At 61.0% G+C, this 22,974-nt stretch carries 18 protein-coding genes and 2 tRNA genes; 9 read left to right on the top strand and 11 right to left on the bottom strand.

Translation table 11 applies throughout. From position 1 onward, the window contains the following. Nucleotides 1-155: 155 nt before the first annotated feature. The 8 genes from nrfD to AB5Y90_RS03945 all read right to left on the bottom strand — a co-directional run bounded on the left by nrfD (nucleotide 156) and on the right by AB5Y90_RS03945 (nucleotide 9,478). Entirely contained in the window at nucleotides 156-1,109 is a 954-nt protein-coding gene (gene nrfD / locus AB5Y90_RS03980) for a cytochrome c nitrite reductase subunit NrfD (protein ID WP_307895011.1), read from the bottom strand. A gap of 87 nt (nucleotides 1,110-1,196) precedes the next feature. After that, on the bottom strand, nucleotides 1,197-1,877 hold the full coding sequence (nrfC, locus tag AB5Y90_RS03975; RefSeq protein ID WP_307895010.1) for a cytochrome c nitrite reductase Fe-S protein: 681 nt from the start codon (nucleotides 1,875-1,877) through the stop codon (nucleotides 1,197-1,199). Further along, on the bottom strand, nucleotides 1,874-2,473 hold the full coding sequence (gene nrfB / locus AB5Y90_RS03970; protein WP_159163725.1) for a cytochrome c nitrite reductase pentaheme subunit: 600 nt from the start codon (nucleotides 2,471-2,473) through the stop codon (nucleotides 1,874-1,876). Before nrfB ends, nrfC begins: the two co-directional genes overlap by 4 nt. A gap of 53 nt (nucleotides 2,474-2,526) precedes the next feature. Then, nucleotides 2,527-3,972, bottom strand: a complete 1,446-nt coding sequence (nrfA, locus tag AB5Y90_RS03965; protein WP_307895009.1) for an ammonia-forming nitrite reductase cytochrome c552 subunit — start codon at nucleotides 3,970-3,972, stop codon at nucleotides 2,527-2,529. A 625-nt stretch (nucleotides 3,973-4,597) separates the two neighbouring features. Beyond that, nucleotides 4,598-5,800, bottom strand: a complete 1,203-nt coding sequence (gene glpC, locus AB5Y90_RS03960; RefSeq protein WP_307895008.1) for an anaerobic glycerol-3-phosphate dehydrogenase subunit GlpC — start codon at nucleotides 5,798-5,800, stop codon at nucleotides 4,598-4,600. A gap of 51 nt (nucleotides 5,801-5,851) precedes the next feature. Continuing rightward, the gene (gene glpB / locus AB5Y90_RS03955) at nucleotides 5,852-7,117 is read right to left on the bottom strand and encodes a glycerol-3-phosphate dehydrogenase subunit GlpB (protein ID WP_307895007.1); all 1,266 of its coding nucleotides are present in this window, start codon (nucleotides 7,115-7,117) and stop codon (nucleotides 5,852-5,854) included. Then, nucleotides 7,107-8,780 (bottom strand): anaerobic glycerol-3-phosphate dehydrogenase subunit A, encoded by a 1,674-nt coding sequence (gene glpA / locus AB5Y90_RS03950; protein WP_069555955.1) that lies wholly within the window; start codon nucleotides 8,778-8,780, stop codon nucleotides 7,107-7,109. The genes glpB and glpA overlap by 11 nt, the downstream gene beginning before the upstream one ends. A gap of 242 nt (nucleotides 8,781-9,022) precedes the next feature. Next, nucleotides 9,023-9,478, bottom strand: coding sequence for a YchJ family protein (locus AB5Y90_RS03945; RefSeq protein ID WP_158111132.1), 456 nt, complete (start codon nucleotides 9,476-9,478; stop codon nucleotides 9,023-9,025). 123 nt (nucleotides 9,479-9,601) lie between these two features. Here AB5Y90_RS03945 and AB5Y90_RS03940 point away from each other — a divergent pair, with 123 nt between their 5' ends. The 4 genes from AB5Y90_RS03940 to AB5Y90_RS03925 all read left to right on the top strand — a co-directional run bounded on the left by AB5Y90_RS03940 (nucleotide 9,602) and on the right by AB5Y90_RS03925 (nucleotide 14,523). Further along, complete coding sequence (locus AB5Y90_RS03940; protein WP_100645734.1) at nucleotides 9,602-11,269, top strand: methyl-accepting chemotaxis protein; 1,668 nt, start codon at nucleotides 9,602-9,604, stop codon at nucleotides 11,267-11,269. A 132-nt stretch (nucleotides 11,270-11,401) separates the two neighbouring features. After that, a complete protein-coding gene (locus tag AB5Y90_RS03935) occupies nucleotides 11,402-12,613 on the top strand; it encodes an ROK family transcriptional regulator (RefSeq protein ID WP_158112498.1) in 1,212 nt (403 codons plus the stop codon). A 174-nt stretch (nucleotides 12,614-12,787) separates the two neighbouring features. Continuing rightward, nucleotides 12,788-13,543, top strand: a complete 756-nt coding sequence (locus AB5Y90_RS03930; RefSeq protein WP_307895006.1) for a tRNA-uridine aminocarboxypropyltransferase — start codon at nucleotides 12,788-12,790, stop codon at nucleotides 13,541-13,543. Between the two features lie 203 nt (nucleotides 13,544-13,746). After that, nucleotides 13,747-14,523: a TSUP family transporter gene (locus tag AB5Y90_RS03925; RefSeq protein WP_005333472.1), complete on the top strand. Its 777-nt coding sequence runs from the start codon at nucleotides 13,747-13,749 to the stop codon at nucleotides 14,521-14,523. A 76-nt stretch (nucleotides 14,524-14,599) separates the two neighbouring features. Here AB5Y90_RS03925 and AB5Y90_RS03920 read toward each other — a convergent pair whose 3' ends face one another. After that, nucleotides 14,600-15,466 (bottom strand): LysR family transcriptional regulator, encoded by an 867-nt coding sequence (locus tag AB5Y90_RS03920; RefSeq protein ID WP_307895005.1) that lies wholly within the window; start codon nucleotides 15,464-15,466, stop codon nucleotides 14,600-14,602. Between the two features lie 69 nt (nucleotides 15,467-15,535). Further along, nucleotides 15,536-16,453, bottom strand: coding sequence for a DMT family transporter (locus AB5Y90_RS03915; protein ID WP_307895004.1), 918 nt, complete (start codon nucleotides 16,451-16,453; stop codon nucleotides 15,536-15,538). A 168-nt stretch (nucleotides 16,454-16,621) separates the two neighbouring features. Here AB5Y90_RS03915 and AB5Y90_RS03910 point away from each other — a divergent pair, with 168 nt between their 5' ends. From AB5Y90_RS03910 to AB5Y90_RS03900, 3 genes are all read left to right on the top strand, one after another. Further along, nucleotides 16,622-17,500, top strand: coding sequence for a helix-turn-helix domain-containing protein (locus AB5Y90_RS03910; protein WP_139746712.1), 879 nt, complete (start codon nucleotides 16,622-16,624; stop codon nucleotides 17,498-17,500). A 262-nt stretch (nucleotides 17,501-17,762) separates the two neighbouring features. Continuing rightward, nucleotides 17,763-19,400 carry an ATP-dependent endonuclease gene (locus AB5Y90_RS03905; protein WP_307895003.1) on the top strand — a complete coding sequence of 546 codons (1,638 nt, stop codon included), beginning with the start codon at nucleotides 17,763-17,765 and terminating at the stop codon, nucleotides 19,398-19,400. A gap of 198 nt (nucleotides 19,401-19,598) precedes the next feature. After that, entirely contained in the window at nucleotides 19,599-20,318 is a 720-nt protein-coding gene (locus AB5Y90_RS03900; protein WP_307895001.1) for a hypothetical protein, read from the top strand. 95 nt (nucleotides 20,319-20,413) lie between these two features. Here AB5Y90_RS03900 and glgX read toward each other — a convergent pair whose 3' ends face one another. After that, nucleotides 20,414-22,477 carry a glycogen debranching protein GlgX gene (gene glgX / locus AB5Y90_RS03895; protein WP_307895000.1) on the bottom strand — a complete coding sequence of 688 codons (2,064 nt, stop codon included), beginning with the start codon at nucleotides 22,475-22,477 and terminating at the stop codon, nucleotides 20,414-20,416. 196 nt (nucleotides 22,478-22,673) lie between these two features. Between glgX and AB5Y90_RS03890 the strand changes: the two genes are divergently transcribed. Both AB5Y90_RS03890 and AB5Y90_RS03885 read left to right on the top strand, forming a co-directional pair. Continuing rightward, nucleotides 22,674-22,750: transfer RNA gene (locus tag AB5Y90_RS03890), tRNA-Met, on the top strand. A 95-nt stretch (nucleotides 22,751-22,845) separates the two neighbouring features. Continuing rightward, nucleotides 22,846-22,922: transfer RNA gene (locus AB5Y90_RS03885), tRNA-Met, on the top strand. Nucleotides 22,923-22,974: the final 52 nt, after the last annotated feature.

The following is a 22,974-nucleotide window of genomic DNA, read 5'->3' as shown; positions in this document are numbered from 1 at the left end:
CCAGTCAATCATTTGTCTATGTTATGCCGCAGCGTCTGCACCGTACCGGCGCTGGGGAATAACATCCACATTTCTGGCAACAACCAATCGCAACAACTCATCGCAACAAATAAGCGCCAGTCACCCGAGGGTGGCTGGCGCTGGTGATCATACCTTTAAACTACAGTCATCTGGCCGGCATAAAGCACGAAGTAGCGCAGCAGCAGGATCCCCACCAGGGTCAGGCTGCAGACCAGCACCAGATGGCCGTTTCGCTCCCGCAGGGGCGCCGGGGTCAGCAGGGCCAGCAGCTGGGGCAGCAGCATGCCGACCCCCACCACGCCGACCCAGAACACCTGAGCCCAGAAGCCGCTGCCGATGGCCGCCCACATCGCCACCTCTTTCTGGCCGCCACCGAAGTAGAGGCCGGTAAAGAAGCAGACCAGCAGCAGCACCTCCACCGCCAGCACGGGTCGCTCGAAGCGATGGACAAAGCTCACCCCCTGGCTGTGGTGGTTCTCCTTGAAGAGCGTCACCGCCAGCAAGATGGTGGAGGCGATGCCGGAGCTGATGCCCGAGACCAGAAACAGCACTGGCAGCACCGGGTTGTTCAAGAGCGGATAGGTCTTGAGGGCCGACAACAGAAAGCCGGTGTAGGCCCCCAGCAGCACGGCGAGCAGCAGCAACAGCGGGGCCAGCAGCCGCTCGATGCGGGCAAGCCAGCCAATCAGCCCATCCACAAAAGCGAACTTCTCTTTCAGCAACCGGTGGCGCAGGGTTTCGATCTCGGCGCGAAACACCACCGCCAGCCAGGCGAACAGCACCGCCATATAGAGCTGAAACAGCATGACCCCCATCGACATCACTGAGTCGAACTGGTAGTGGAACATCAGCTTCCAGAAGGTCCAGGGGCGGGCCAGATGGAAGATAAGGATCAGCAGCCCCAATATCACGCTCGCTGGCGCCAGAATGGCGGTCGCCTTGATGATGCCGCTCTCGCTGCCTGCCCCCTTGCGGCGCAGCAGCACCGAGAGGGTGGTGGCCCCGGCGGAGATGCCGAGTAGAAAGAGATAGATGGCGATGGGCCAGTCCCACACCAGCGAGGAGAAGTGAAATGCGTCATGCAACATGATCCATTCCTCCTTCTGTTACTGCGGTAGATGGCGATCGGACAAATCCCCACACGAGGGAAGGGAAGTGAAATGCCTCTTGCATCGTCATGACTTTATCTCCCCTTTGGGCACGCGGTACATCTTGGGTGAGGTGCCGAGCGCCTGCTTGTAGCGATAGGTGGTCTCCTTCACCAGCCGTTTGGCGATGGGGCTGTCCGGATCATCCAGATTGCCGAACACCAGTGCCTTGGTGGGGCAGGATTCCACGCAGACTGGCTCCTTGCCCGCCGCCAGGTTGGTCTTGCGGCAAAAGTCGCATTTGTCCGCCACTCGGGTGACCGGGTTGATAAAGCGCACCTGATAGGGGCAGGCGGCGAGGCAATACATGCAGCCGACGCAGAGATCCGCGTCGACATCGACGATGCCATCCTCCTTGCGAATATGGGAGGCGCCGGTCGGGCAGACGTGGACGCAGGGGGCGTTGTCGCAGTGCTGGCAGGACTTGCGAAAGAAGCGGTACTCGGCGTCGGGAAATTCACCGATGGGACCTGAGCGGATGATCTCGAGGCGCGAGACCCCTTCCGGCACTTTGTTGACCTCCCGGCAGGCATCCATGCAGGCGGTGCAGCCGATGCAGGCCGTCTCATCGTGGATCATGCCATAGCGTATCCCGTCGATGGTCTGGCTGTGGGCGAGGGGTGTGGCAAGGGAGCGAGTCGGCCCCGTCATCATGATAAGGGCCCCCGCGCCCATGCCCGCCATAAAGTCACGGCGAGAGCAGCTCATGATGCCTCCTTGCCGGTAGCCGGTTTGGACTGCTCCTGCCGGGCCTTGCTGGCCTCATGCTGCTTGCTGTGGCAGTCGACACAGAGCTTGATGCGGGATTTTTCCGGGATCCCCACCATGGGCTCCTTGGCCGGATGCAACTGGTGACAGCTGGTGCAGGTGAGCTTGGTGGCGTGCACGTCGTGGGCCCAGAGCGCCTCGCGAAGCGGTTTGGGCTCGTGGCAACTCATGCAGACTCCATTCTGCTCGCTGATGGGATAAAGCTTGATGCTCTCTTTATCCTTCAGGCTGTGGCTAAAGCGCATCACATCTTTGACCCCTTCCCTGTGCTGGGGGGAGGGCTGGCCGTGGCAGTTGGTGCAGGTGACAGGTGCCAGGTTGTTGGGATTGGTCGCCTGACCATGCTTGCCGTGCATTCCCTCGCTCTGCTCCTTGTGACAGTCGGTGCAGGCCTTGTCGGGATTGCGTAAAAATTCCACCTCATGTGTAGCTGGTACAGGGGCTGCTGCCGGCTCGGCCGCCTGACCCTGCAGGCTGGTGAGCAGCATGGCTGCCATCAGCATCAGTCGTAAAAAATCCATCGTTAAATCACCCATAGGAAGCCTCCATCCGCTGCGGGCCCGACTTGGCGCCGGACCCGCAGGCGCCGTTACTGTGCCAGCCGTCCGGCCGCTTTGGCCTCGGCATCCCAGGCGGGGACCGTGGTCTTGAGGAACTGGGCCTTGTCGCTGTTGAACTGCTTCATATCCATGCCAAGAGCCGCTTGCGCTTTCTCCTTGGTGGAGATGTCGGGGATGGCGATTTCGTGGCTGATCCCCTTGCTGGCCAACAGGCGCGCCAGCTTGGTGCGGGCGTCAGCGGCTTTATCCAACGCGCTGCCAAGTACCTTGAGTGCCACTTCGGGGGCGTGCATCTGCACTCCGTGGGAGGCGATGGCGTAGTCCCAGCGCCACTGGGCGTGACGGATGTCCTGCAGAATATCCTTCATCTCTGCCTCGGTGGCGCCGGCATCCCAGGCCGCCTTGGCTTCAAAGTGGGCGTGTACCAGCTGCTTCTCGACCTTCAGCTTGGTCTCTATTACCGCCTCTTTGCGCTGCTTGACGATCCCTTGCAGCATCTCCTTGCTCTGGGTGTGACAGTTGCGGCAGGTTTGTTCGAAACGATCGAAGGGGTTGCCCACCTTGTGATCCGTATAGACCTTGCCCTGTTCGTTCTGCACCTTGGGCATGTGGCAGTCGACACAGGCGACGTTGTTCTGGCCGTGGATGCCTGCGCGCCAGGTTTCGTACTCGGGATGCTGGGCTTTCAGCATGGGGGTTTTGGAGAGGGCATGGGTCCAGTCGGCAAAGCCGATTTCATCGTAATAGGCCTCCATCTGCTCAACCGTGGTGCCCTTGTCCCAGGGGAATTTGACCGCCTTGGTGGGGCCGCTGAAGTAGTATTCCACGTGGCACTGGCCGCACACCTGGGACTGCTGATCAAAGCGCCCCTGATCCTTGAACGGCTTGCCGATGGCGGTCATGGCCCGATCGGCATAGGGACGGGAGAGGTGCAGGGCCGGTTTACCCTCCTTGAACTCCTTCGAGGCGGTGTCGTGGCAGTCGGCGCAGCCGATTGTGTTGACTACTTCTGGCCCACCCTTGGCCCACATCCCCTTGAAGTAGCCATCCTCGCCTCTTTCGTCGATGACGCGGGCCACATCCGGGCCTTTGCAGCTCCAGCAGGCCATCGGCAGGGGGCCATCTTCGGCTGTTTTCGGGGCGCCGGTACGCAGGGTTTCGCGCACATCGGTCAGCGCATAGAAGTGGCCCCGCGGCTTGTTGTAATCCTTGGCGAAGGGGTAACCGCCCCACAGCACCACCATATTGGGATCTTCCGCCAGCGCGTCGGTGCGCTCCTTGCTTTCGCTGGTGGCTTGCCAGCTGGTGAACTGATCGGCGTGATCCTTGGCGAACAGCTCGCTGCGCGCCTCGATCTTGCCTTTGGGTTGCGTCTCATCGGCTGCCTGTGCCCAGCCGCTGGTGCCAAGGCTGGTAGTCAGCAGCAGGGCGGCGAGGCCCAGCTTGATCTGTCTGTTGCGTGAACTCACGATCATCACTCCCTAATCGATCTCATTGCCAGACCTGACAGTTCCATCCTGTATGTGGGCATTGGTTCGCCCCCGCCAAGCAGGAGCAGGCAGGCCGCTTCATTGTTATTAGTGAATAAAACCCATGTTTTTATGCGATTGCTCGAGCTGGATATTACCAAATGGGTAAAAATAATGATGATTTATCAGAGGGGGGCTTGCGCTAGATCAATTACCGAGAGCACCAACAGACAGAAATGAGATCCCGGTTAAATTATTAAGAAAGTCAGAATATTGGAAGTGTAATGAGTCTCTGTGGCGGGACGGAGCGACACCTGAGGTATGCCTGTGTTATTTGGCAAGGCATGCAGGGTTATCTGTCATATCAATTATCTATTTATGGGTACAAAAATAACAAATGAATAAATATTCTTTTTTTTGAGAGGGCTGTCGGTTACAGTCTGTACGGGCCGGGCGTTCCGCCGATGGGCGAGATGGTCGGCAACATCAATGAGAGAAGCCGGCAATGCCGGCTCCTCTCAGGTCTTATCGTGATCAGATACTGTTTGGGTTGCAGCCCCAAAGGCATGGTGGTGAACCAACGAATACCCCGGCTTCGGGGTTTACACCAGCGGATATGGTCACGCTCATCTTATGCCAGAGCCTGGGCCAGCAGATGAATGGGATGCTCGCAGCGGAAGCTGGTGCTCATCTCGATCTGCCATTTGCAGGTCTCGCAATCGGTGATCACCAGATCGGGGGAGAGGCGGTTGATTTGATCAAACAGCCCCTCGCCGATGGTCTGGCTGGTCTGGTAGTTTTCGGACTTGAAGCCGTAGGTGCCGGCGATGCCGCAGCACTGGGACTCCAGCACCGTCACCTTGACTCCGGGAATGGCGCGCAGCAATTCGAGGGTGTAGATGACGCCCCCCATTTTTTCCATGTGGCAGGGGGTGTGGTAGGCGATGTGCAGATTGAGCGGCTTCATCGCCGGTTTGTTGCCCTTGTAGAACTCGTTCCACAGGAAGCGGGTCACCAGCGAGATGCGATCCCGCACCTTGTGGTTGTCCTGCTCCAGCAGGTGGGGATATTCATCGCGCAGGGTAAAGCCGCAGGTGGAGGAGGTGGCCAGCAGCGGCATCTCGTTGCCCAGCAGGGAGTTCTCCATCTGCTTGATATTGAAGGCCGCCTGCTGCTTGGCCTTGTCCATAAAGCCGTTGGCAATCAGTGGCACGCCGCAGCACTTCTCCCGTTCAAGCAGCTGCACGCCGATGTTCATTGCGTTGAGCACCTGTACCAGCTCCTTGCCAAGCTGCGGGTGGTTGTAGTTGACATAGCAGCCGTGGAAGTAGGCGATCTGCCGCGCAAAGCTGGCCTGAGTCTTTTTCTGCTTCTTGTACCAGCCGCGGAAGGTGCCCTGGGAGTATTTGGGCAGATCGCGGTGGGATGAGACACCCAGCGCCTTGTCCAGCACCAGCTTCATCGGCTTGAGGCCGGTAGTGAAGTTGACCACCGGCGCCATCAGGGTAGACATGCTGCCCATCAGATCGGTGTGGGAGAGCACGAACTCGCGGATCCCCGGTTTGAAACCGCTGTACTGATGCTTGGCCTTGGCGATGATGTCACCGATGCGCACCCCGCTCGGGCAGGCTACTTCGCAGCGCTTGCAGTTGGTGCAGTGCTTGAGGGCGCTGTCAAAGAGCTCCGGGCTCTTGATCCGCAGCCGCTCGCCATCCGGGCCCGCCTGTTTCGGGCCGGGGTAGGCGGGGTTAGCCTTGGCCACTGGGCAGTAGGCGGTACAGACGGTGCATTTGATGCACTGATCGAAAGTTTGGTTGGCGTGATCCAGTAGCATGTCAGTTCTCCTCCCGTAGGGTGTGAAGGCACGGGATATGGGACAAAATCATCATTGGGCTGAACTCAAAATGTGACCGGCGGCCTGCCAGCCGGTGGCAACGGCAACGCCGGAGCCGGAACCTTCACGAATTGGGTCGTAATGGGCCAAGACACTGCCCGCGCCATAGAGGTTGGCGAGCGGCTTGCCGCCACGCAGCACTCTGAGCTTGTCGTCGGTCTTGACCCCGAAGCCCATGAAAGGGTGGTGATCGAACAGGCGGCGACCGGCCCAGGCATCACGCTCCTCCAGACTCAACACATCGGCATCGAAGATGGGTTCGCGAATGCCACGCAGACGGGACTCCAGCCCGCGGCTGAAGAAGCTGCCGGAGGCAAGCACGAAGTTGTCCGCTTCGAACAGCTGATCATCGCCATTCTGGGTATGTACGCCGACCACCCGGTCACCTTCGTAGCGGGCGCCCAGCACCCGCTCGCTGGTGAGGAAGGTGCCGCCAAGGGCCATAAAGCGGCGCTTGAGCGCCTCCTGCATTCTCATTCCGATCAGAGACGGCGGCATGGTGGCCACCTCCTTGATGGTGCAGCCGGTACGCTGTTCCAGCTCCGCCAGACGCGGGCCAACCAGCCCCAGCGACAGGCAGGCGGGCAGCACGATATGGCGGCAGCCGGGTACGCCGCTCTCCTGCACCATGCGGCTGATCTCGCGGGCCAGGTCCGCTACCAGATGGTGTTTGTCACACAGGCGCGCGATATCGGCTGAGCGAAACTCGTGGGGATTGCGGCTGAATTCCGCCAGCTGGGGCAGGCGGATTTCGCCGGTCAGAATGCGGCAGTGGGCAAAGCGCGGATGGGTCGCCAGATTGGCGGCCGCCAGTGCCGGATGAAAGTCGCGAAAGCCCTCAAGGGTGGCCAGCAACAGCACGTCCGGGATCGGCGCATCGGTGACACAGGCGCAGGTATCGGGGGAGAGCCAGGTGCGCTTGAGGGTACCGATGGGGGTCAGGCGCTGGTGGTTGGTCTCGTGGCGAACCAGCGGCAATCCCTGTTCGGCGCAGTGGCGCTGCAGATCGGCCAGACTCGCTTCGATATTTTGCATTCCTACTTTGCTGTAGGGGTGATCCGGATGGGCAGCCATAAAGGCGGGCAAGGCGGCGCGGGGATCTCCCTCGCTTTCGAGCAGATCGACCGAGCCGGAGGAGAAGTGCAGGGCACTCTGGCCGGAGGCCATCAGCAGGGTCTTCTGGCCTGCCTCCACCAGCCGCAGGGCTGCCGAGAGTCCCGCCATGCCACCGCCGATAACGATATTGTCAAACTTCATGACGGCTCTCCTTGTGAGTGGTCTCGCTGGTTGGGTCGCGTGGGGTATCGGCGACCAGCTGCGGCGCCGTCCATTCCCCCAGACCAAACAGCCCTTCGTAGATCCAGTAGGTGAACTCGGCCTCGCGCAGGGCATCACCCCACAGGACGGGGCGGGTCCCCTTGTAGCGCTCCTCCAGGAACTGGCGCAGCATGACGCAGGCCTGACGGCCGTCAGCTTTGCCATACTCCTGCATCAGACCGGCGGCGCGGTAGGCGCACAGCTCGCCCTGGCAGGGCCCCATTCCCAGACGGGTGCGGCGGCGCAGGTCGATGAGGTTGTCCACATCCAGCTCGCGCAGGGCGTATTCGATTTCACCCGCGGTGACCATTTCGCACTCGCAGATCAGGGCGTTGGCCTTGGGATTGTCACGGAAGAAGGCGATGACCCGCTCGCCGTGGCGGTATTGGGCTGAGCCTTCGACCGGCACCGAGAGACCGGGGGCGGAGACCTTTTCCGGATCCCGCGAACCGGGCAGGCTCAGTTCGGCGGTTTGGCAGGGTTTGCTGTTGCCGAGTTTCTTGGCCAGCAGATCGGTGGCCCACTCCGCCATCAGGCGGTAGGTCATCAGCTTGCCGCCGGTGATGGTGTTGAAGCCCTTGAGGCCGTCACGCTCGGCGTGATCCAGCAGCACTATGCCGCGACTGATGTTGCGGCCGGTGTCGTCACCGTCCACCGCTACCAGCGGGCGCACCCCGGCGTAGGCGCGCAGCAGGCGGGTGCGCGCCATGATGGGAGCGAGCTTGATACCTTCGCGCAGCAACACTTCGACCTCTTCGGGTTCGACGGTGAGCTGGTCAATCTTGTTGTAATCGATGCGACTGGAGGTGGTGCCGATGAGGGAGATGGTATCGCCCGGCACCAGAATGTCCGCATCCGCCGGTTTGCGGGCGCGGTTGAGCACCAGCTGGTTGATCCGGTAATCCATGATGAGCAGGGAGCCCTTGGCCGGGAACATGCGGATGCCGAGATCGGCGTATTCGCAAATTTGCTGGCCCCAGATGCCGGCGGCGTTGATCACCTCCTGACACTCCACCTCGAACGCTTCGCCGGTGCGGGTATTGATCGCCTTGACCCCGTGTACCCGATCTTGCGTGCGCAGCAGCCCCAGCACCTTGCAGTGGGTGAAAATGCGGGCGCCGTGCTCTTTCGCGTCCAGCACGTTGGCGGCGGCGAGGCGGAACGGATCGACCGTGCCATCCGGCACATGGATGGCGCCGATCATCGCCGGGTTGGCGTTGGGCTCCATGCGCAGGGCTTCACCGGGATCAAGTTGGCGAGTTTCGATACCGGCCAGGGCGCAGGCATCCATAAAGGTGGTTTGGAAATTGATGTCATCTTCCGGCAGGGTGAGGAAGAGGCCGCCCGTGTCCTCGACACAGTGGCTGGCAATCCGCTTGAGGATGCGGTTTTCCTGGATGCATTCGCGGGCGGACTCCTGATCCGTCACCGCGTAGCGGGCACCGGAGTGAAGCAGGCCGTGGTTGCGGCCGGTGGTGCCGGCGGCGATATCATCGCGCTCGAGCAGGATGCAGTCGATGCCGCGCAGTGCGCAATCGCGCATGATGCCGGCCCCTGTGGCACCGCCGCCTATGATGACGACTTGTGTAGTTATTCTTTTCATTGTTGCCCGTCTCATCTCTTCCAGATGAGGCCAGTGTGGCCTACTTCTGAGTGGAAATGTTTGATATGGGCCAAATTTGCGTTCGCAAACGCTCATTTGCTCGCGCGTTAATGAGCATTCTGTGACATTTGTCACGCTTGTTATCGCATCGGTTGATGGGCGGGTGGTGAATGGCAGGCACAAAAAAGGGGCATCGGATGCCCCTTGTCACTGTTTGACGAGTCTGGTGGGTGTGTTATGGGTCAGCCGCAGCACTTCTTGTGCTTTTTGCCGCTGCCACAGGGGCAGGGATCGTTGCGTCCCGCCTTGAGGGGCGCCGGATCCTGCTCTCCCTCGGTGTAGACCCAGCGGCCCTGATAACGCACGAAGCGGGAGCGCTCATGGAGGCAGTGGCGCTCATCTCCTTCCAGAAACCAGGCTTTGAACTCCACCATCCCGGTTTCATCCTTCGGGCCGCCCTGGCTGGCGATGATCTCGAGACCATCCCAGCGGGTGTCGATGCGTGAAAGCTCTTCGGCGGTGAGACCGCCAAGGTGGGCCGGGTGCCAGCTATGGACCAGATATTCCCCCAGACCAAGCACAAAAGCGCTGTAGCGCGAGCGCATCAGCTGTTCCGGGGTGTCAGCCACAGCGCCACTGTGACGTGAGCCACAGCACAATTCGAGAGAAAGGGTTGAGCCGCAAGGACAAAGATTCATGATTTTCACGTTCTGGCCGATTTGTTTAAGGGAATTGTAACGAAAGCTGGGCTCGCCCTGCCAGCACCTATACTGATGAGTAAGCAAGGAATTCCAATAAAAACAGCTGCAAGGATGTGAAAGATGACGCTAAAGCAGAAAATCCTGTTACTGGGTGCAGTACCCGTGCTGCTGATGGCCCTAGTGGTCAATCTCAGTAACTACATGGTCTCCAAGAGTGATCTGGAGTCTGATCTGGTGGTGGCGAGGGAAAATGCCATCAAGGAGCGTAAAGCGCTGCTCAGCAGTTACATCATGATGGCCAAAACCGCTGTCGATGCCGTGTATTCTCTGCCGGATTCTCCGGAAAATCGTCAAAAGGTCAAAGAGTTGCTCAGGCCGCTGCGTTACAGCAGTGATGGCTACTTCTTTGTCTATGACTTCGAGGGTAACACCATACTGCTGCCGGTGCGTACCGAGCTGGAGGGGAAAAACCGCTGGAACGACAAGGATGCCAAGGGCAAGTTGCTGATCCAGGAGATCCTCAAGTCGGCTCGTCAGGGGGATGGTTTTACCGAATACTGGACGGCCAAGCCCTCCATCGGGCGCGATGCTCCCAAGCTGGCCTTTACTCTGGTGCTGGACAAATACCAGTGGGCCATTGGCACCGGTTTTTATATCGATGATATCGATAACGAGCTGGCAGCCCTTCGGGCAGAGCGCGAGAGCAATATGCATGCCTCGTTGCAGAGCAGTGTGCTGGTGATCCTGTTGATCCTCGGTATCACTCTGGCGGCGACCGTCATTGTGGGCAACCGGGTTACCAAGCCGCTGGCGGATGCGGTGCTGGCATTGAACGATATCGCCAACGGTGACGGGGATCTGACCCAGCGCCTCAAGGTGCAAAGCCAGGACGAGATTGGCCAACTGGCCAGCGCTTTCAACCGCTTTGTCGAGCGGATCCAGTCGGTGGTAAGTCAGGTGGGCGAGACCAGCAACCACCTCTTTAGCGCGGTCGACAAGTTGCACCATTTGAGCGAGCACTATGACCATCAGATGCAGGGTCACAGTCGCGAGACCGATCAGGTGGTCACAGCGGTGACCGAGATGAGCTCCACCGCGCAGGAGGTGGCGGCCAGTGCCTCCAATGCCGCGACAGCAACCAGCGATGCGGCCCGTGAATCGGACGCTGCCCGAGGGGTGGTGAGCGGGGCCATCAACAGTATCAACCGGCTGGTAGGGGAGGTGCATACTGCCTCCGGCGTAATCGAACAATTGGCGCAAGAGACCGCCAAGATTGGCTCGGTGGTGGAGGTCATTCGCGGCATTGCCGAACAGACCAACCTGCTGGCGCTGAACGCTGCCATTGAGGCGGCCCGCGCCGGTGAGCAGGGGCGGGGCTTTGCGGTGGTGGCGGACGAAGTGCGTTCGCTGGCCGGTCGTACCCAGCAGAGCACCAAAGAGATCAACGAGATGCTGCAACGTCTGCAGGGCGGGGTGAAGCAGGCGGTGGAGGTGATGCAGGCGAGCGAGGATCGCAGCCAGGAGACGGTGCAGGAGGCGAGCCATATCGCCAGCTCCCTCGACAGCATGGTGATGGCGGTCAGTACCATCAACGACATGAACATCCAGATCGCCACCGCCGCCGAGGAGCAGCACGCGGTATCGGAGGAGATCAACAAGAACCTGGTGGCCATTCAGCAGATTGTTAGCGAGCTGACCAGCGCGGCGGTGGAGTCCAACAGTACCACCCGCGATCTGGCCAATACCGGCGACAAATTGCGCAAACTGGTGTCGCAATTCCGTTATTGATCTTGCAATGGTCCGTGACGGCAACCACAAGATGCGGCCTGACCCCCGGTTCAGGCCGCACTTTATTTGGGGATTGACCAATAATGTGTGAAAATTGCCAGCCTCTTTTTTTCAGCCTTTGCCCCATACCCTATGAATGAGATCGTGAAAGGTAGTATCGATTTGATCCGGCAGCTCAACTACGGCCTGGTCTATGCCAGCCTGGAAGAGCACAAGGAGCTGTCGCGCACCGATCTCTCCCGCCTGACCGGTCTCTCGCCAGCCAGTATCACCAAGATCACCCGGGAATTGCTCGATGGAGGTCTGGTGGTCACCTGTGGTGAAAGTTCGGTGGGGCGCGGCCGTCGTCAGACCTTGCTGCGCATCAACGAACGCCGCTTCCAGTTTCTCTCCATGCGTCTTGGCCGTGGCTACGTGGATATGGCGCTGTTTGACTTTTCCGGCCGTTCGCTGGCCCGCCAGCGCCACCTCTTTACCGAGGAGGAGCGCGCCGATCTGCTGGGCAGTCTGGTACACGCCATCAAGGTGTTTTTGCCGAGAAAATCTCTCAGTCTGGCCTGTATCGCCCTCTGTCTGCCGGGTCAGGTAGAGCGCCACTCCGGTATGGTCAAGCACTTCCCCTTCTACGATCTGCGCAACTGGCCCCTTGGCCCGACTCTGCAACAGGCGTTCTCGGTACCTGTGCTGGTGAGCGGTGACGTGCGCACCTGGATCCAGGCCGAGCGGGAGTGGGGTGCCGCCAAAAATTGTGCCGATGCGGTGCTGGTGTTTGTCCACAACGACATCGGGGTCGGCATGGTGGTCAATGGCCAGCTCATCGAGAGTGAAAATGCGCTGCTCGGAGATCTCAGTCACCTGCAGCTCGAGCCCTATGGCCAGCGCTGCTACTGCGGCGGCTTTGGCTGTGCCTGCACCCTGGTGACCAATCAGGCGCTGGAGGCGCAATACCGGGATCTGCGCGAGCGGATGCAGGAGCACGACTTGCCCGAGAGTGTCACCATTCGCGAGCTGTGCGAGCTGGCGCTGGCTGGCAACAGCCTCTGTCAGGACATTCTCCATCAGGCGGCGGGGCGCCTGTCGCGGGTGCTCTCCAACCTCATCTGCCTGCTCAATCCGGGCAAGCTGCTGCTGGGGGGCGAGATCACCCGTGCCGATCGGCTGCTCTTCCCCATGTTGCATCAGTCGCTGGCCAGCCAGTTGCCGGCCGAATATCTGGTGCGGCTGCAGATCGAATCCACCCACTTCTACGAAGATCCCACCAAGCCCACCTCGGTGCAGGTGCACAAGGCGCTGCGCGACGGCAGCCTGCTGCTGGAGCTGCTGCGCAGCTGTCAGGAGTCGTAAGGCAATAGGAGTTGGCACTGTGTCTGGCGAAAGGGGCAGGGATTGCTGTTCCGCCAGCACGTAACTGGGTACAATCTTGCCCTTTTCCGGCAGCCCCCCTGTTATCGCGCCCTGTGGCGCCATGACATGTTGGCACCGCTGCCGTTCCTGTTTTGACTCCAGTTGTGAACCTAGATGAAGCCTGTTCCTGATCACGCCGTCAACCGCCTGCGGGCCTGGCGCAAGAGTATCTCTACCCGACCGTTTCTTGCCCGTGGCGGCACCCTGGCTCGCTGTCCGGCCTGTCAGCTGCGCGAGGATTGGTGTGCCTGCGAGTGGCGCCCCGAGCTCAAAGCGGAGGCCGGTTTCTGCCTGCTGATGTATGATAGCGAGCCGATGAAGCCCTCCAACACCGGTCGCCTGATCGCCGATGTGTTGCCGGATACCACCTGGGCGTTTCTCTGGTCACGTACCCAGCCCCATCCCGAGTTGCTGGCCCTGCTGGCCGATCCCGTCTGGCAGCCCTATGTGGTCTTTCCCGCTTGCGAGAAGGAGCCTGCCCGCCTGACCGGCGAGGTGACGCTGGCACCGGGTAAAAAACCGCTCTTTATCCTGCTCGACGGCACCTGGCCGGAGGCGCGCAAGATGTTCAACAAGAGCCCCTATCTCGACGGTTTTCCGGTGCTCGCCATCAAACCCGATACGCTCTCCACCTACGGTATGCGGGTGGCCAACTGCGATGAGCACCTCTGCACCGCCGAAGTGGCGGCCTGCGTGCTGGAAGTGGCGGGGGAGCTCAAAGCGGGGCAGGCACTGCAGCACTGGTTCAATCTGTTCAGCAGCCGCTACATGGCCGGGCGGGTCAGCCGTTTCCCCGGTGCCGATGAGGATCATCTCTGTGAGGCGCTGGCGGCCATCAAGGAAGCGAAGGTCGCTTCAACGGCTTGCTAACTGGCCCTCTGAAGGGGGGCAGGGGCATGGCCGCTCAAATTAATGAAAATCAGGAATCAATTGGCTGCCACTGTTTCGTTAGATTCATGTTCAGGGGCCCGCTAGGATAGCGGACAGCCTGTGCAGCCCCCCCGCACAACGTCGTTTTGGTTATCTCCGGTTGCCCGGCCCCTTCGGGCAACCCACTCTCGTGAGGTCTATGGATGGAATTGGAACTGGTTACCCTGTTTGCCCTGTTTGGTGTGGCGCTTGTCGCCGGCTTTATCGATGCCATCGCCGGTGGCGGCGGCCTGCTGACGGTGCCAGCGTTGCTTGCCACCGGCATGCCGCCCGCGCTGGTGCTCGGTACCAACAAGCTGCAGAGCAGTTTTGGCTCCTTCTCCGCCACCTGGTTCTATGCCCGCAAGGGGCTGCTGGAGTGGGCCATGATCTGGCCTGCGGTGATCTGCACCTTTATCGGTGCGGCCATCGGCACGCTGGCGGTGCAGACCATAGACGCCGCCATTCTCGAGCGCCTGCTCCCTTTCCTGCTGATGGCCTTTGCCTGCTACTTCTACTTTTCGCCGCGGGTAAGCGATGCCGAGAGCTCCCGCCGTCTGACTCCCATGCTGTTTGCGCTGCTGGTGGGGGGCGGTGTCGGCTTTTATGACGGCTTCTTCGGGCCGGGCACAGGTTCGTTTTTTGCCATCGGTTTCGTGGCGCTGGCGGGCTTTGGCATGGCGCGCGCCACCGCCCATACCAAGCTGCTCAACTTCACCTCGAATATTGCCTCCCTGCTGTTCTTTGCTCTTGGTGGCAAGGTGGTGTGGAGTGTCGGTTTTTGCATGGCGTTGGGGCAGTTTATCGGCGCCCGCTTTGGCTCCAAGATGGTGTTGAAAAAAGGAGTGAAGCTGATCAAGCCGCTGCTGGTGACCGTCTCCTTGCTGATGTCTGCCAAGTTGGTCTGGAGCCAGTATCCGGAGCTGTTTGCCTGGATCTGATGTGCGCCTTGCTTGCCGCATCGCAATTGTTAACGGGGCCCAAGGGCCCCGTTGTCACATCTGGTGTTTTACAGCGCTAGCGCGGCGTGTCGCTGCGGTGGCGAAAGTGTTGGTGCAGGGCGCTCACCAGCCGGGCAATGCGCTCGCGCTTTAGGCTGTTTGGCCGGTAGACCAGATGCAGGGGGCGGCCCAGCCCGGGCAGTGGGCGGGCCATCTCCCCCTGTTCTCCCACCAGCCCCAGCAGGCCAGCGGGGAGCAGCACAGGGCCAATGCCTGCCTTGGCGAGTTCGATGAGCGCCAGATAGGAGTCGAGCTCCATGGTGGGCTCCAATCCCATATCTGCCAGCGGTTCGCGCAGGTAGCGGTTGGAGGGGTTCTCCAGATCCATGGTGAGGATCTTGCGCCTGCTTTCTGCGCTGGCTGGCGGCAGGCTCTGCTGCGCCTCGCCCACCAGATAAAAGGGCTCTTCCAGTAGCAGATCGGCGCCGAGGCCATGGCCGGGTGGGAGCCGACCGGCGCAGATGCCGAGCAGGGCATCACCGCTGCGCACCCGCGCCAGAATGACCGGCGTGTGGTGGGTAGAGAGGGCAAGGTGGGGATCGCGCTCCAGATAGTCGCGCATAAAGTGGGCGAGATAACCGGCCAGCAGGGTTTCGGAGCAGGCGATGGGGAGGGGGCTCTGATCCGTCAGATCCTGACTATCGGCAAGCACCCCCTTCATTTCGGCCAGACTCGGCGCCACTCGCTCAAGCAGCTCCTGCGCCTGCGGGGTGAGCCGGATCTGGCGCCCCTCCGGCTCGATCAGCTTCTTGCCAAGGCGCTGCTCCAGCTGGGCAATCCGCTTGCTCACTGCCGACTGGCTGATATAGAGGCGACTGGCCACCTTGGCCATGGTTCTTTCACTTGCCAGCAGGCTCAGCGTCTCCAGCCCTTCCAGTAACATCTCGCCCCCTTGTTTATCGCCATCAGGATCGTCACAGATTGAGCAGCGCTACCTTAGGGGCTGACTGGCTCAGGAGCAAGGGTCGTTTGCTGCCTTGGCCGGTCGAATGCGCCATTCGCTCAAGGGCGGCGCGAAGATCACCAGATTGCCGATGAGGCTCACCACCACCCCGGCCACCGAGACCGGCTGCCAGACAAAGCCTTCATAAAAGGTGGAGAGGGTAAGCGCCACCAGCGGAAAGAGCACGGTGGCGTAGGAGGCCTTGCTGGCACCGATGCGCCCCACCAGCGTCAGGTAGGCGGTAAAAGCGATCACCGAGCCAAACAGGGCGAGGTAGACCATGGCCGCCAGATAGTGGCCATCGGTTGGCACCATCAGTTGCTGCCCGAGCAATATGACCCAGCCCAGCAACAGCACCACGCCGTAAACCATGCCCCAGGGCACCAGTTGCAGTACGTGGTAGCCGTGGCGTTGGCCCCGGGCCGAGACCAGATTGCCCAGCGAAAAGCAGAGGGTGCCGCAACAGGCGAGCAGCAGCCCCTTCCAGCCGTTTGCACCCAATTGCGCATCTGCCAGCACCGGCCAGAACAGTAACAGGGTGCCAAAGAGCCCCAGCAAGGAGCCTTGCAACCAGCGCAGGGTGGGGCGCTTGCGCTCGAACAACCAGAGGTTGATGCCGTTGAAGATGCTGGCACTGGCGAAGATCACCGCCGACATGCCGCTCGGGATATAGCGTGTGGCGTGGTAGAAGCAGAGAAAGTTGGTGGAAAAGAGCAGGGCACCGAGCAGCGCCGCATAGCGCTGGCCATGCCACGGCAGGCGCGGAAAGCGGCCGCTGGCGGTGAGCAGAGCAAACAGTGCCACCGCTGCCAGCAGGAAGCGATAGAGCACCGAGACCTCGATGGGGATGGGGCCAAGTTGCCAGGCGATGGCAATCCAGGTGCTGCCCCAGATAAGCACGGTGGCAAGATAGAGCATCAGATTCATCACAGTTCCGGAGAGTCAGGGAGAGATGACCCACTATGGGGCGAGCTCTGATGGCTGGATTGCACCATCTTGCGGTTTTTCATCGCCCTGCGCTGTCATCTGTGGGCGTGGTCGGTAAGATGGATGGCAGCGGCATAATACGTACACCTGAACAGGCGGCAGGGGCGAATGAAAACAGCAGGGGTATTTGATGCACTGGTCAGCACCGGCGCCCGGCTGGAGGACGCCTGCTGGCTCGAACCCGGGCTTGGCGTCGCCAGTTGGCGCAACTGCTATGACCAGACCCGCTATCACAAGCCGGGCCACCACACCCTGAGCGTCTATCTGCAAGGAGGCGAGCAGACCGAGCGACTCGATGGGCCGGGTGGCCACGGCGGCACCGGCAAGGTGTGCATCATGCCGGATCACCACAGATCCGAGTGGCTGGTGCGCGAAGAGTTTCGCTTCTTTCATCTCTACTTCACCCCGACTCACCTCACTCGTATCGCCGAGGAGGTGTGTGACAAGGAGGGGCGCCACCTGCAACTGGTGGACAAGACCTTTATCGACGATCCGCAGGCGGCCGGGCTTGTGCAGCGCCAGTTGATGCAACTGCAGTGGCAGCACGGGGTCGATCGGCTGGCGCTTTCACACGGCGCCTGGATGTTGATCCTCCACGCCTACCGCCACCACACCGAGGAGGCTCCCGGTTTGCCGCCTCTGCGCGGCGGGCTGGCGCCGGTGGTGATAAAGCGGGTGCAGGAGTATCTGCAGGCCCATCTGGCCGATTCGGTCACGCTGGCAGAGCTGGCGCAGCAGGCGGGGCTGAGCGAGTACCACTTCGCCCGCATGTTCGGCCAGAGTCTCGGTTGCCCGCCCCACCGCTATCTGCTTGGGCTGCGGCTCAAACGGGCCAAGCAGCTGTTGGCCGGCCCCGAGCCGCTGGCCAGTATCGCCAGTCAGTGTGGCTTCTCTTCCCAGGCCCATTTCGGCAATCGTTTTCGCGAGGCGTTTGGTTTGACGCCGGGGCAGTGGCGGGCACAATTGTCATCTTCCCGTCACAGATAACCCTGAGACTTTGGGCAAAAGAGGTGTACTCTCTACCACTTATCCATTGAAAGGAATGCCCATTGAATTATCGCAAACGTCAAATCCGTACCCGTCATCTCTGGTTCAGCCACTGGAATGCCCCGCAAGATCGCACCGCTGTTGTGACCCCTCCCGAACCTGCAGTGCCTCACAGTTCACGTTGAAAAAGCCCCGCCTGCGATAGGATTTTTCCGGTAACTTTGCCACTATTGCCCCATCACAATGATGTGGACATGGCTGGATGTTTCTGGAACGTATTGAAGTCAAAGGTTTTCGCGGTATAAATCGCCTGTCGCTCGGGCTGGATCAGACCACAGTGCTGATCGGCGAGAATACCTGGGGTAAATCGAGCCTGCTGCGCGCCCTCTGGTGTTTGCTGGGGCAGGATGCCGAGCCCTATCAGTTCACTGCCGAGGATTTTCACCAACCGGAAGATCCCGAATTGGCCCCGGCGCGACACCTGCAACTGGTGCTCACCTTCAGTGAGCACAGACCCCAGATGTGTCAGCACTCCCGTCGGCTGGCCCGTCTTTGCCCCTCCTGGGTGCTGCACAAGGACAAATTCCACCGCATTCACTATCGCGCCAGCGCCGAGCTGCAGGCGGATGGCTCTGTGCTCACCATTCACGACTTTCTCGACGGGGTAGGCAAGAGCTTGCCTATCGCCAATACCCACGAGCTTGTCTGCATGCTCATCACCATGAACCCGGTCTTTCGCCTGCGCGATGCCCGCACCGCCCGCAACGGGGTGGAGACGTTGCCGTGGGGAGATCTCTCCGAGCATCGCCTGAACGAGCTGGCGGACAAGCTCATCGACGAACCCCAGCGGATCGGCGAGCCGGAGCTCAAAGAGGCGTTGCAGGCGGTGCGCCAGCTGATGGATCACTACTTCAACGCCCTGGCCCCCATCAAGAACAAGCCGCGCAGTCAGCGCGATATCATCAATCGCCCCATGACATTGCGCAATCCGGGCAACCTGCATACCCTGCTGCGTCGCGCCGATAACCGCGCGCTGCAGCTGGCGATGGCCGGGATGGCGGCCACCCTGCTGCAAGCGCGGGGCAACCGGGAGCTGGAGGAGGGGGCCCGTCCCATCATGATCCTGGAGGACCCGGAGAGTCGGCTGCACCCGACCATGCTGGCGCTGGCGTGGGGGCTGCTGGAACAACTGCCGGGTCAGAAGCTGCTCACCACCAACTCGGGAGATCTGCTCTCTTCCCTGCCGCTCAATCAGGTGCGACGACTGGTGCGCCGTCAGCAGGATATCCTCTGTCACCAGCTGGGGGGCGAGCGTTACAGCAGCGACGATCTGCGCAAGATCGCCTTCCACGTGCGGATCAATCGCCCCATGTCGCTGTTTGCCCGTTGCTGGCTGCTGGTGGAGGGGGAGACCGAGATCTGGCTGCTCTCCGAGCTGGCCCAGATCTGCGGTTACAGTCTGCGGGCCGAGGGGGTGCGGATCATCGAGTTTGCCCAGTGCGGCCAGTCGCCGCTCATCAAGGTGGCGCGAGATTTTGGCATCGAGTGGCACTTGCTGACCGATGGTGACGAGGCGGGGCTTAAGTATGCCACCTCGGCCCGGGGCCAGCTCAAGGGAGAGCGGGAGCGGGACCGACTGACCCAGCTCCCTGCCGCCGACATCGAGCACTACCTCTATCACAACGGTTTTGAAGCTGTGTTTCGCCGAGAGGCCGGGGTGGGCGGGCGCGCCATGTGGAGCGCCAGTCACATCATCAACAAGGCTATCCATCACCGTAGCAAGCCGGGAATGGCGCTGGCGGTGGTGGAAGAGGCGGAGCGGCTCGGCGCCGAGCATATTCCGCCGGTGATCCGCCAGATGTTTGCCCGGGTGGTTGCGCTGGCCCGCGGTCAGGGCTAACGCCACCACCGCATCCCGTCACTATGGGCATGGCTGCCAGCAGGGCGCCCTTCAAGGTGGGCCCTGCTGGCGGCAAATTGCCCCTGATTGTTTGCCCACGATTGTTTGTCGCGATTGGGGATAGCCGCCGGTTTGGGTATACTCGCCCCTCTCTGGCGCCCCGGTGGCGCACCTCGAATCTTTACTGCTGGAGGCGTCGTGTTCGTCCAACTCCCTTTTTGGCTCTTTCCCCTCACCGGATTGATGGCGCTTGGCGCCCTGATCGCCCTCGGTATCGTGCTGTGGCGCGGTGATATCTGCCCTGGCCAGCGCTCGCGCATCACTCAGCAGCTCTTCTCCATCTGGGTTATTACCGCGCTCTCTCTGATGCTGGCGGTAGAGGCCAAGGCGGCCAGCTGGCTCATCTGGAGTGGTGGGGCTGCACTGGTGCTCGGGGTTGGCTTGTCGCTGGCCCAGTCACGGCTGGAGGGCAAGCGTTCAGTCCCCTCGACACTGCTCTGGCTACCGGCGTTGCCGCTCGCTGTCTATGGCATCGGGCTGCTGCAACTGCAGGGCTGGGTGAGCGGTTTGCTGCAGATGGCGATGCTGGGGGCGGCCTTTGCCCACTTGATGCTGCTGCGGGCCCGTCATCGTCTCAAGGCATTCAACACCCTGTTGCCGCTGGCCGGTCTGGTGGGGGCGATGGCCAGCCTTGTTTGGCTGGCCGTGCTGGTGGGCTGGCAAGGGGGTGAGGCCAATCTCGATGCCCTGATCCCGGCGGTGGTGACCCAGGCAGCGCTGCTGGTGGCCTCTCTGTTGCTCTGGTTCAGCCCGCTCTACTTGCAGCGTGATACCGCGCCAGTGGTGGTCTCCACCTCCCTGTGTGGCCTGCTGATCGCCCAGATCGCCGCCACCAGTGTGTTGCACCAGCTGATCTGACACTGGCGCTGAAATAGAGAAAGCCCCGAGCCAACACTCGGGGCTTTTGCATATCTGGCTTGCAGGTATCGCTGCTATCAATTCACAGCAATCGATCAATAGAAATCGTCTGCCCCGCAGATAAAGAGGCAACTGCTGCGCGGCTGGGCGAGATACTCCCGGGTCAATCCCTCCAGCGGCATGCCGAAGGTGCAGATATCCTGCGGCGAGGGGAGGGCGGTATCGAGGATCCGCCGCCAGTAGCCGCCGACCCCCTTGGGGGGGCTCGGCAGGTTGAAGGTGAGGGGCTCCCAGTAGGCGTTGAACAGCACATAGAGCGCCAGCTTGGTTTCGCTCGACAGCGCCGACATGGCGATGGCGTGGGAGTGGGGGCTGAAATCCGGTTGCCCGGCGTTGACCCCATGCCAGCAGATCTCGCTGTGGCGCAGGATCTCGGTGAGCGACAGCGGCATGCTCTCCTGCTCCGGGCGCTGGAACAGGTGTTTACGGTACTGGATCAGCTCCTTCATAAAGCGGAACATCTCCTGACTGCGGGCATTGGGCAGCCAGTTCATCCAGCAGGTGGCATTGTCCTGGCAGTAGCCGTTGTTGTTGCCCCGTTGGGTGCGCAGCAGCTCGTCTCCCATCAGCAGCATGGGGGACCCCACCGAGAGCAGGGTCGCTACCATCATGTTTTTGGCCTGGCGCATCCGCAGGGCGTTGATCTGGGGATCTTCCGTTACCCCTTCATGGCCGTGGTTCCAGCTGAAGTTATGATCGCAGCCGTCACGGTTCTCCTCCCCGTTGGCCTCGTTGTGCTTGCTGTTGTAACTGGCCCAGTCCCACAGAGTAAAACCGTCGTGACAGGTGACGAAGTTGATACTCTTCTCGGGATCGGCGTGGTGATAGTGGTAGATGTCGGGGCTGCCGCACAGCCGCTCGACAAAGGCGGTGACGCTGTTGTCATCCCCGCGCAGAAAGCGGCGCACATCATCCCGGAACTGGCCGTTCCACTCACGCCAGCGGGCGCCGGCCAGTGACCCCACCTGATAGAGCCCCCCCGCGTCCCAGGCTTCGGCAATCAGCTTGATGTCGGCGATGTTGGGGTCGGTATCTATGGTGCGTAGAGTGGGGGCATTGGCCTGCGGCTGACCCGATTCATCCCGCGACAGAATGGCGGCCAAATCGAAGCGGAAGCCATCGACGTGCATCTCCTGACGCCAGAAGTGGAGGCTGTCCATGATCATCCGCAGCACCACCGGATGAGCGCCGTTGAAGGTGTTGCCGCAGCCCGAATAGTTGGTGTCCTTCTGGTTGTTGTCGAGGATGTAGTAGGCCTCGTTGTCGATGCCGCGAAACGAGAAGGTGGGGCCATCATCACCCCCTTCGGCGGTGTGGTTGTAAACCACGTCCAGGATCACCTCGATATTGGCCTTGTGCAGCGCCTTGACCATGTCGCGAAATTCGGTCAGCGGATCATCGCCGCAGGCGTATTGGGCGTGGGGGGCGAAAAAGGACATGGGGCTGTAACCCCAGTAGTTGGAGAGTCCTTTGGGCGCATCCTGAGGATCGAACTGGAACACCGGCAGCAGCTCGACGGCGGTGACGCCGAGCGATTGCAGATAGGGGATCTTCTCAATCAGCCCGAGATAGGTGCCACGCAGCGCCGGATCGACCCCGGAGCTCGGGGACTTGGTAAAGCCCCCCAGATGCAGCTCGTAGATCACCGAGCGGGAGAGGGAGTGAGCGGGCAGTTTGTCTCCTTCCCAGTCGTAGTGGCGAGTATTGACCACCTTGTTCTTGGCGCAACAAGCCAGATTGCTGCCTGGACGGGCCGCCGCCCATCGATCGTAATTGGCGCCAAGCTCGATGCTGCGGCCGTAAGGGTCGAGCAACACCTTCTCGGCATCGAAGCGGGTGCCGCCATATGGGCGCCACGGGCCCTGAATGCGATAGGCGTAACGTTGCCCGACCGAGATCCCCTCCACATGGATATGCCAGTAGTAGGCGGTGCGGTTAAGGCGCGGGGAGAGGGGGATCACCTCGGGGGTCGCATCGTCTGCGCTCGCGAAGAGCAGCAGTTCGACCCGGCTGGCGAGGCGTGCCCAGATCGCAAAGTTGACGCCGTTACTGTCGGGTGTGGCCCCCAACTGACGGCAGTGACCGGCGGAGATGCGCATATTCTACCTACCCAAAATGAGGAGTGTTCATCTTATTGAGTGTAGTGCCGGATGCTTGGCAAGGACTCGATTGCCTGAAAAAACAGCATGATGCTGCTAATGACCGCACTATTTGTCCGATTAATCTACGAATAAACTTTTTTTGAGATATTTACTTGCAATCTGTGCGCTGGCGCCTATTATTGGCGACCTCAGACGCGGGGTGGAGCAGCCCGGTAGCTCGTCGGGCTCATAACCCGAAGGTCGTCAGTTCAAATCTGGCCCCCGCAACCATCTGAGATCCTGACCAGTCAAGCCGGTGTAACCGGTTGGTGGGAAAGGAGAAATCGAACTGGCTACTGCTCGGCCACTTCGAGAAAAAATTCGGACGCGGGGTGGAGCAGCTCGGTAGCTCGTCGGGCTCATAACCCGAAGGTCGTCGGTTCAAATCCGGCCCCCGCAACCAACTCTTTCGTCAGCTTGCGATTGTGTAAACAGTCGAAAGCAGACAAACGCCA

The organism is Aeromonas sp. R4-1, from assembly GCF_040908325.1.
Lineage (GTDB): Bacteria > Pseudomonadota > Gammaproteobacteria > Enterobacterales > Aeromonadaceae > Aeromonas > Aeromonas veronii.
This window is presented reverse-complemented; position numbering and strand designations above follow the sequence as displayed.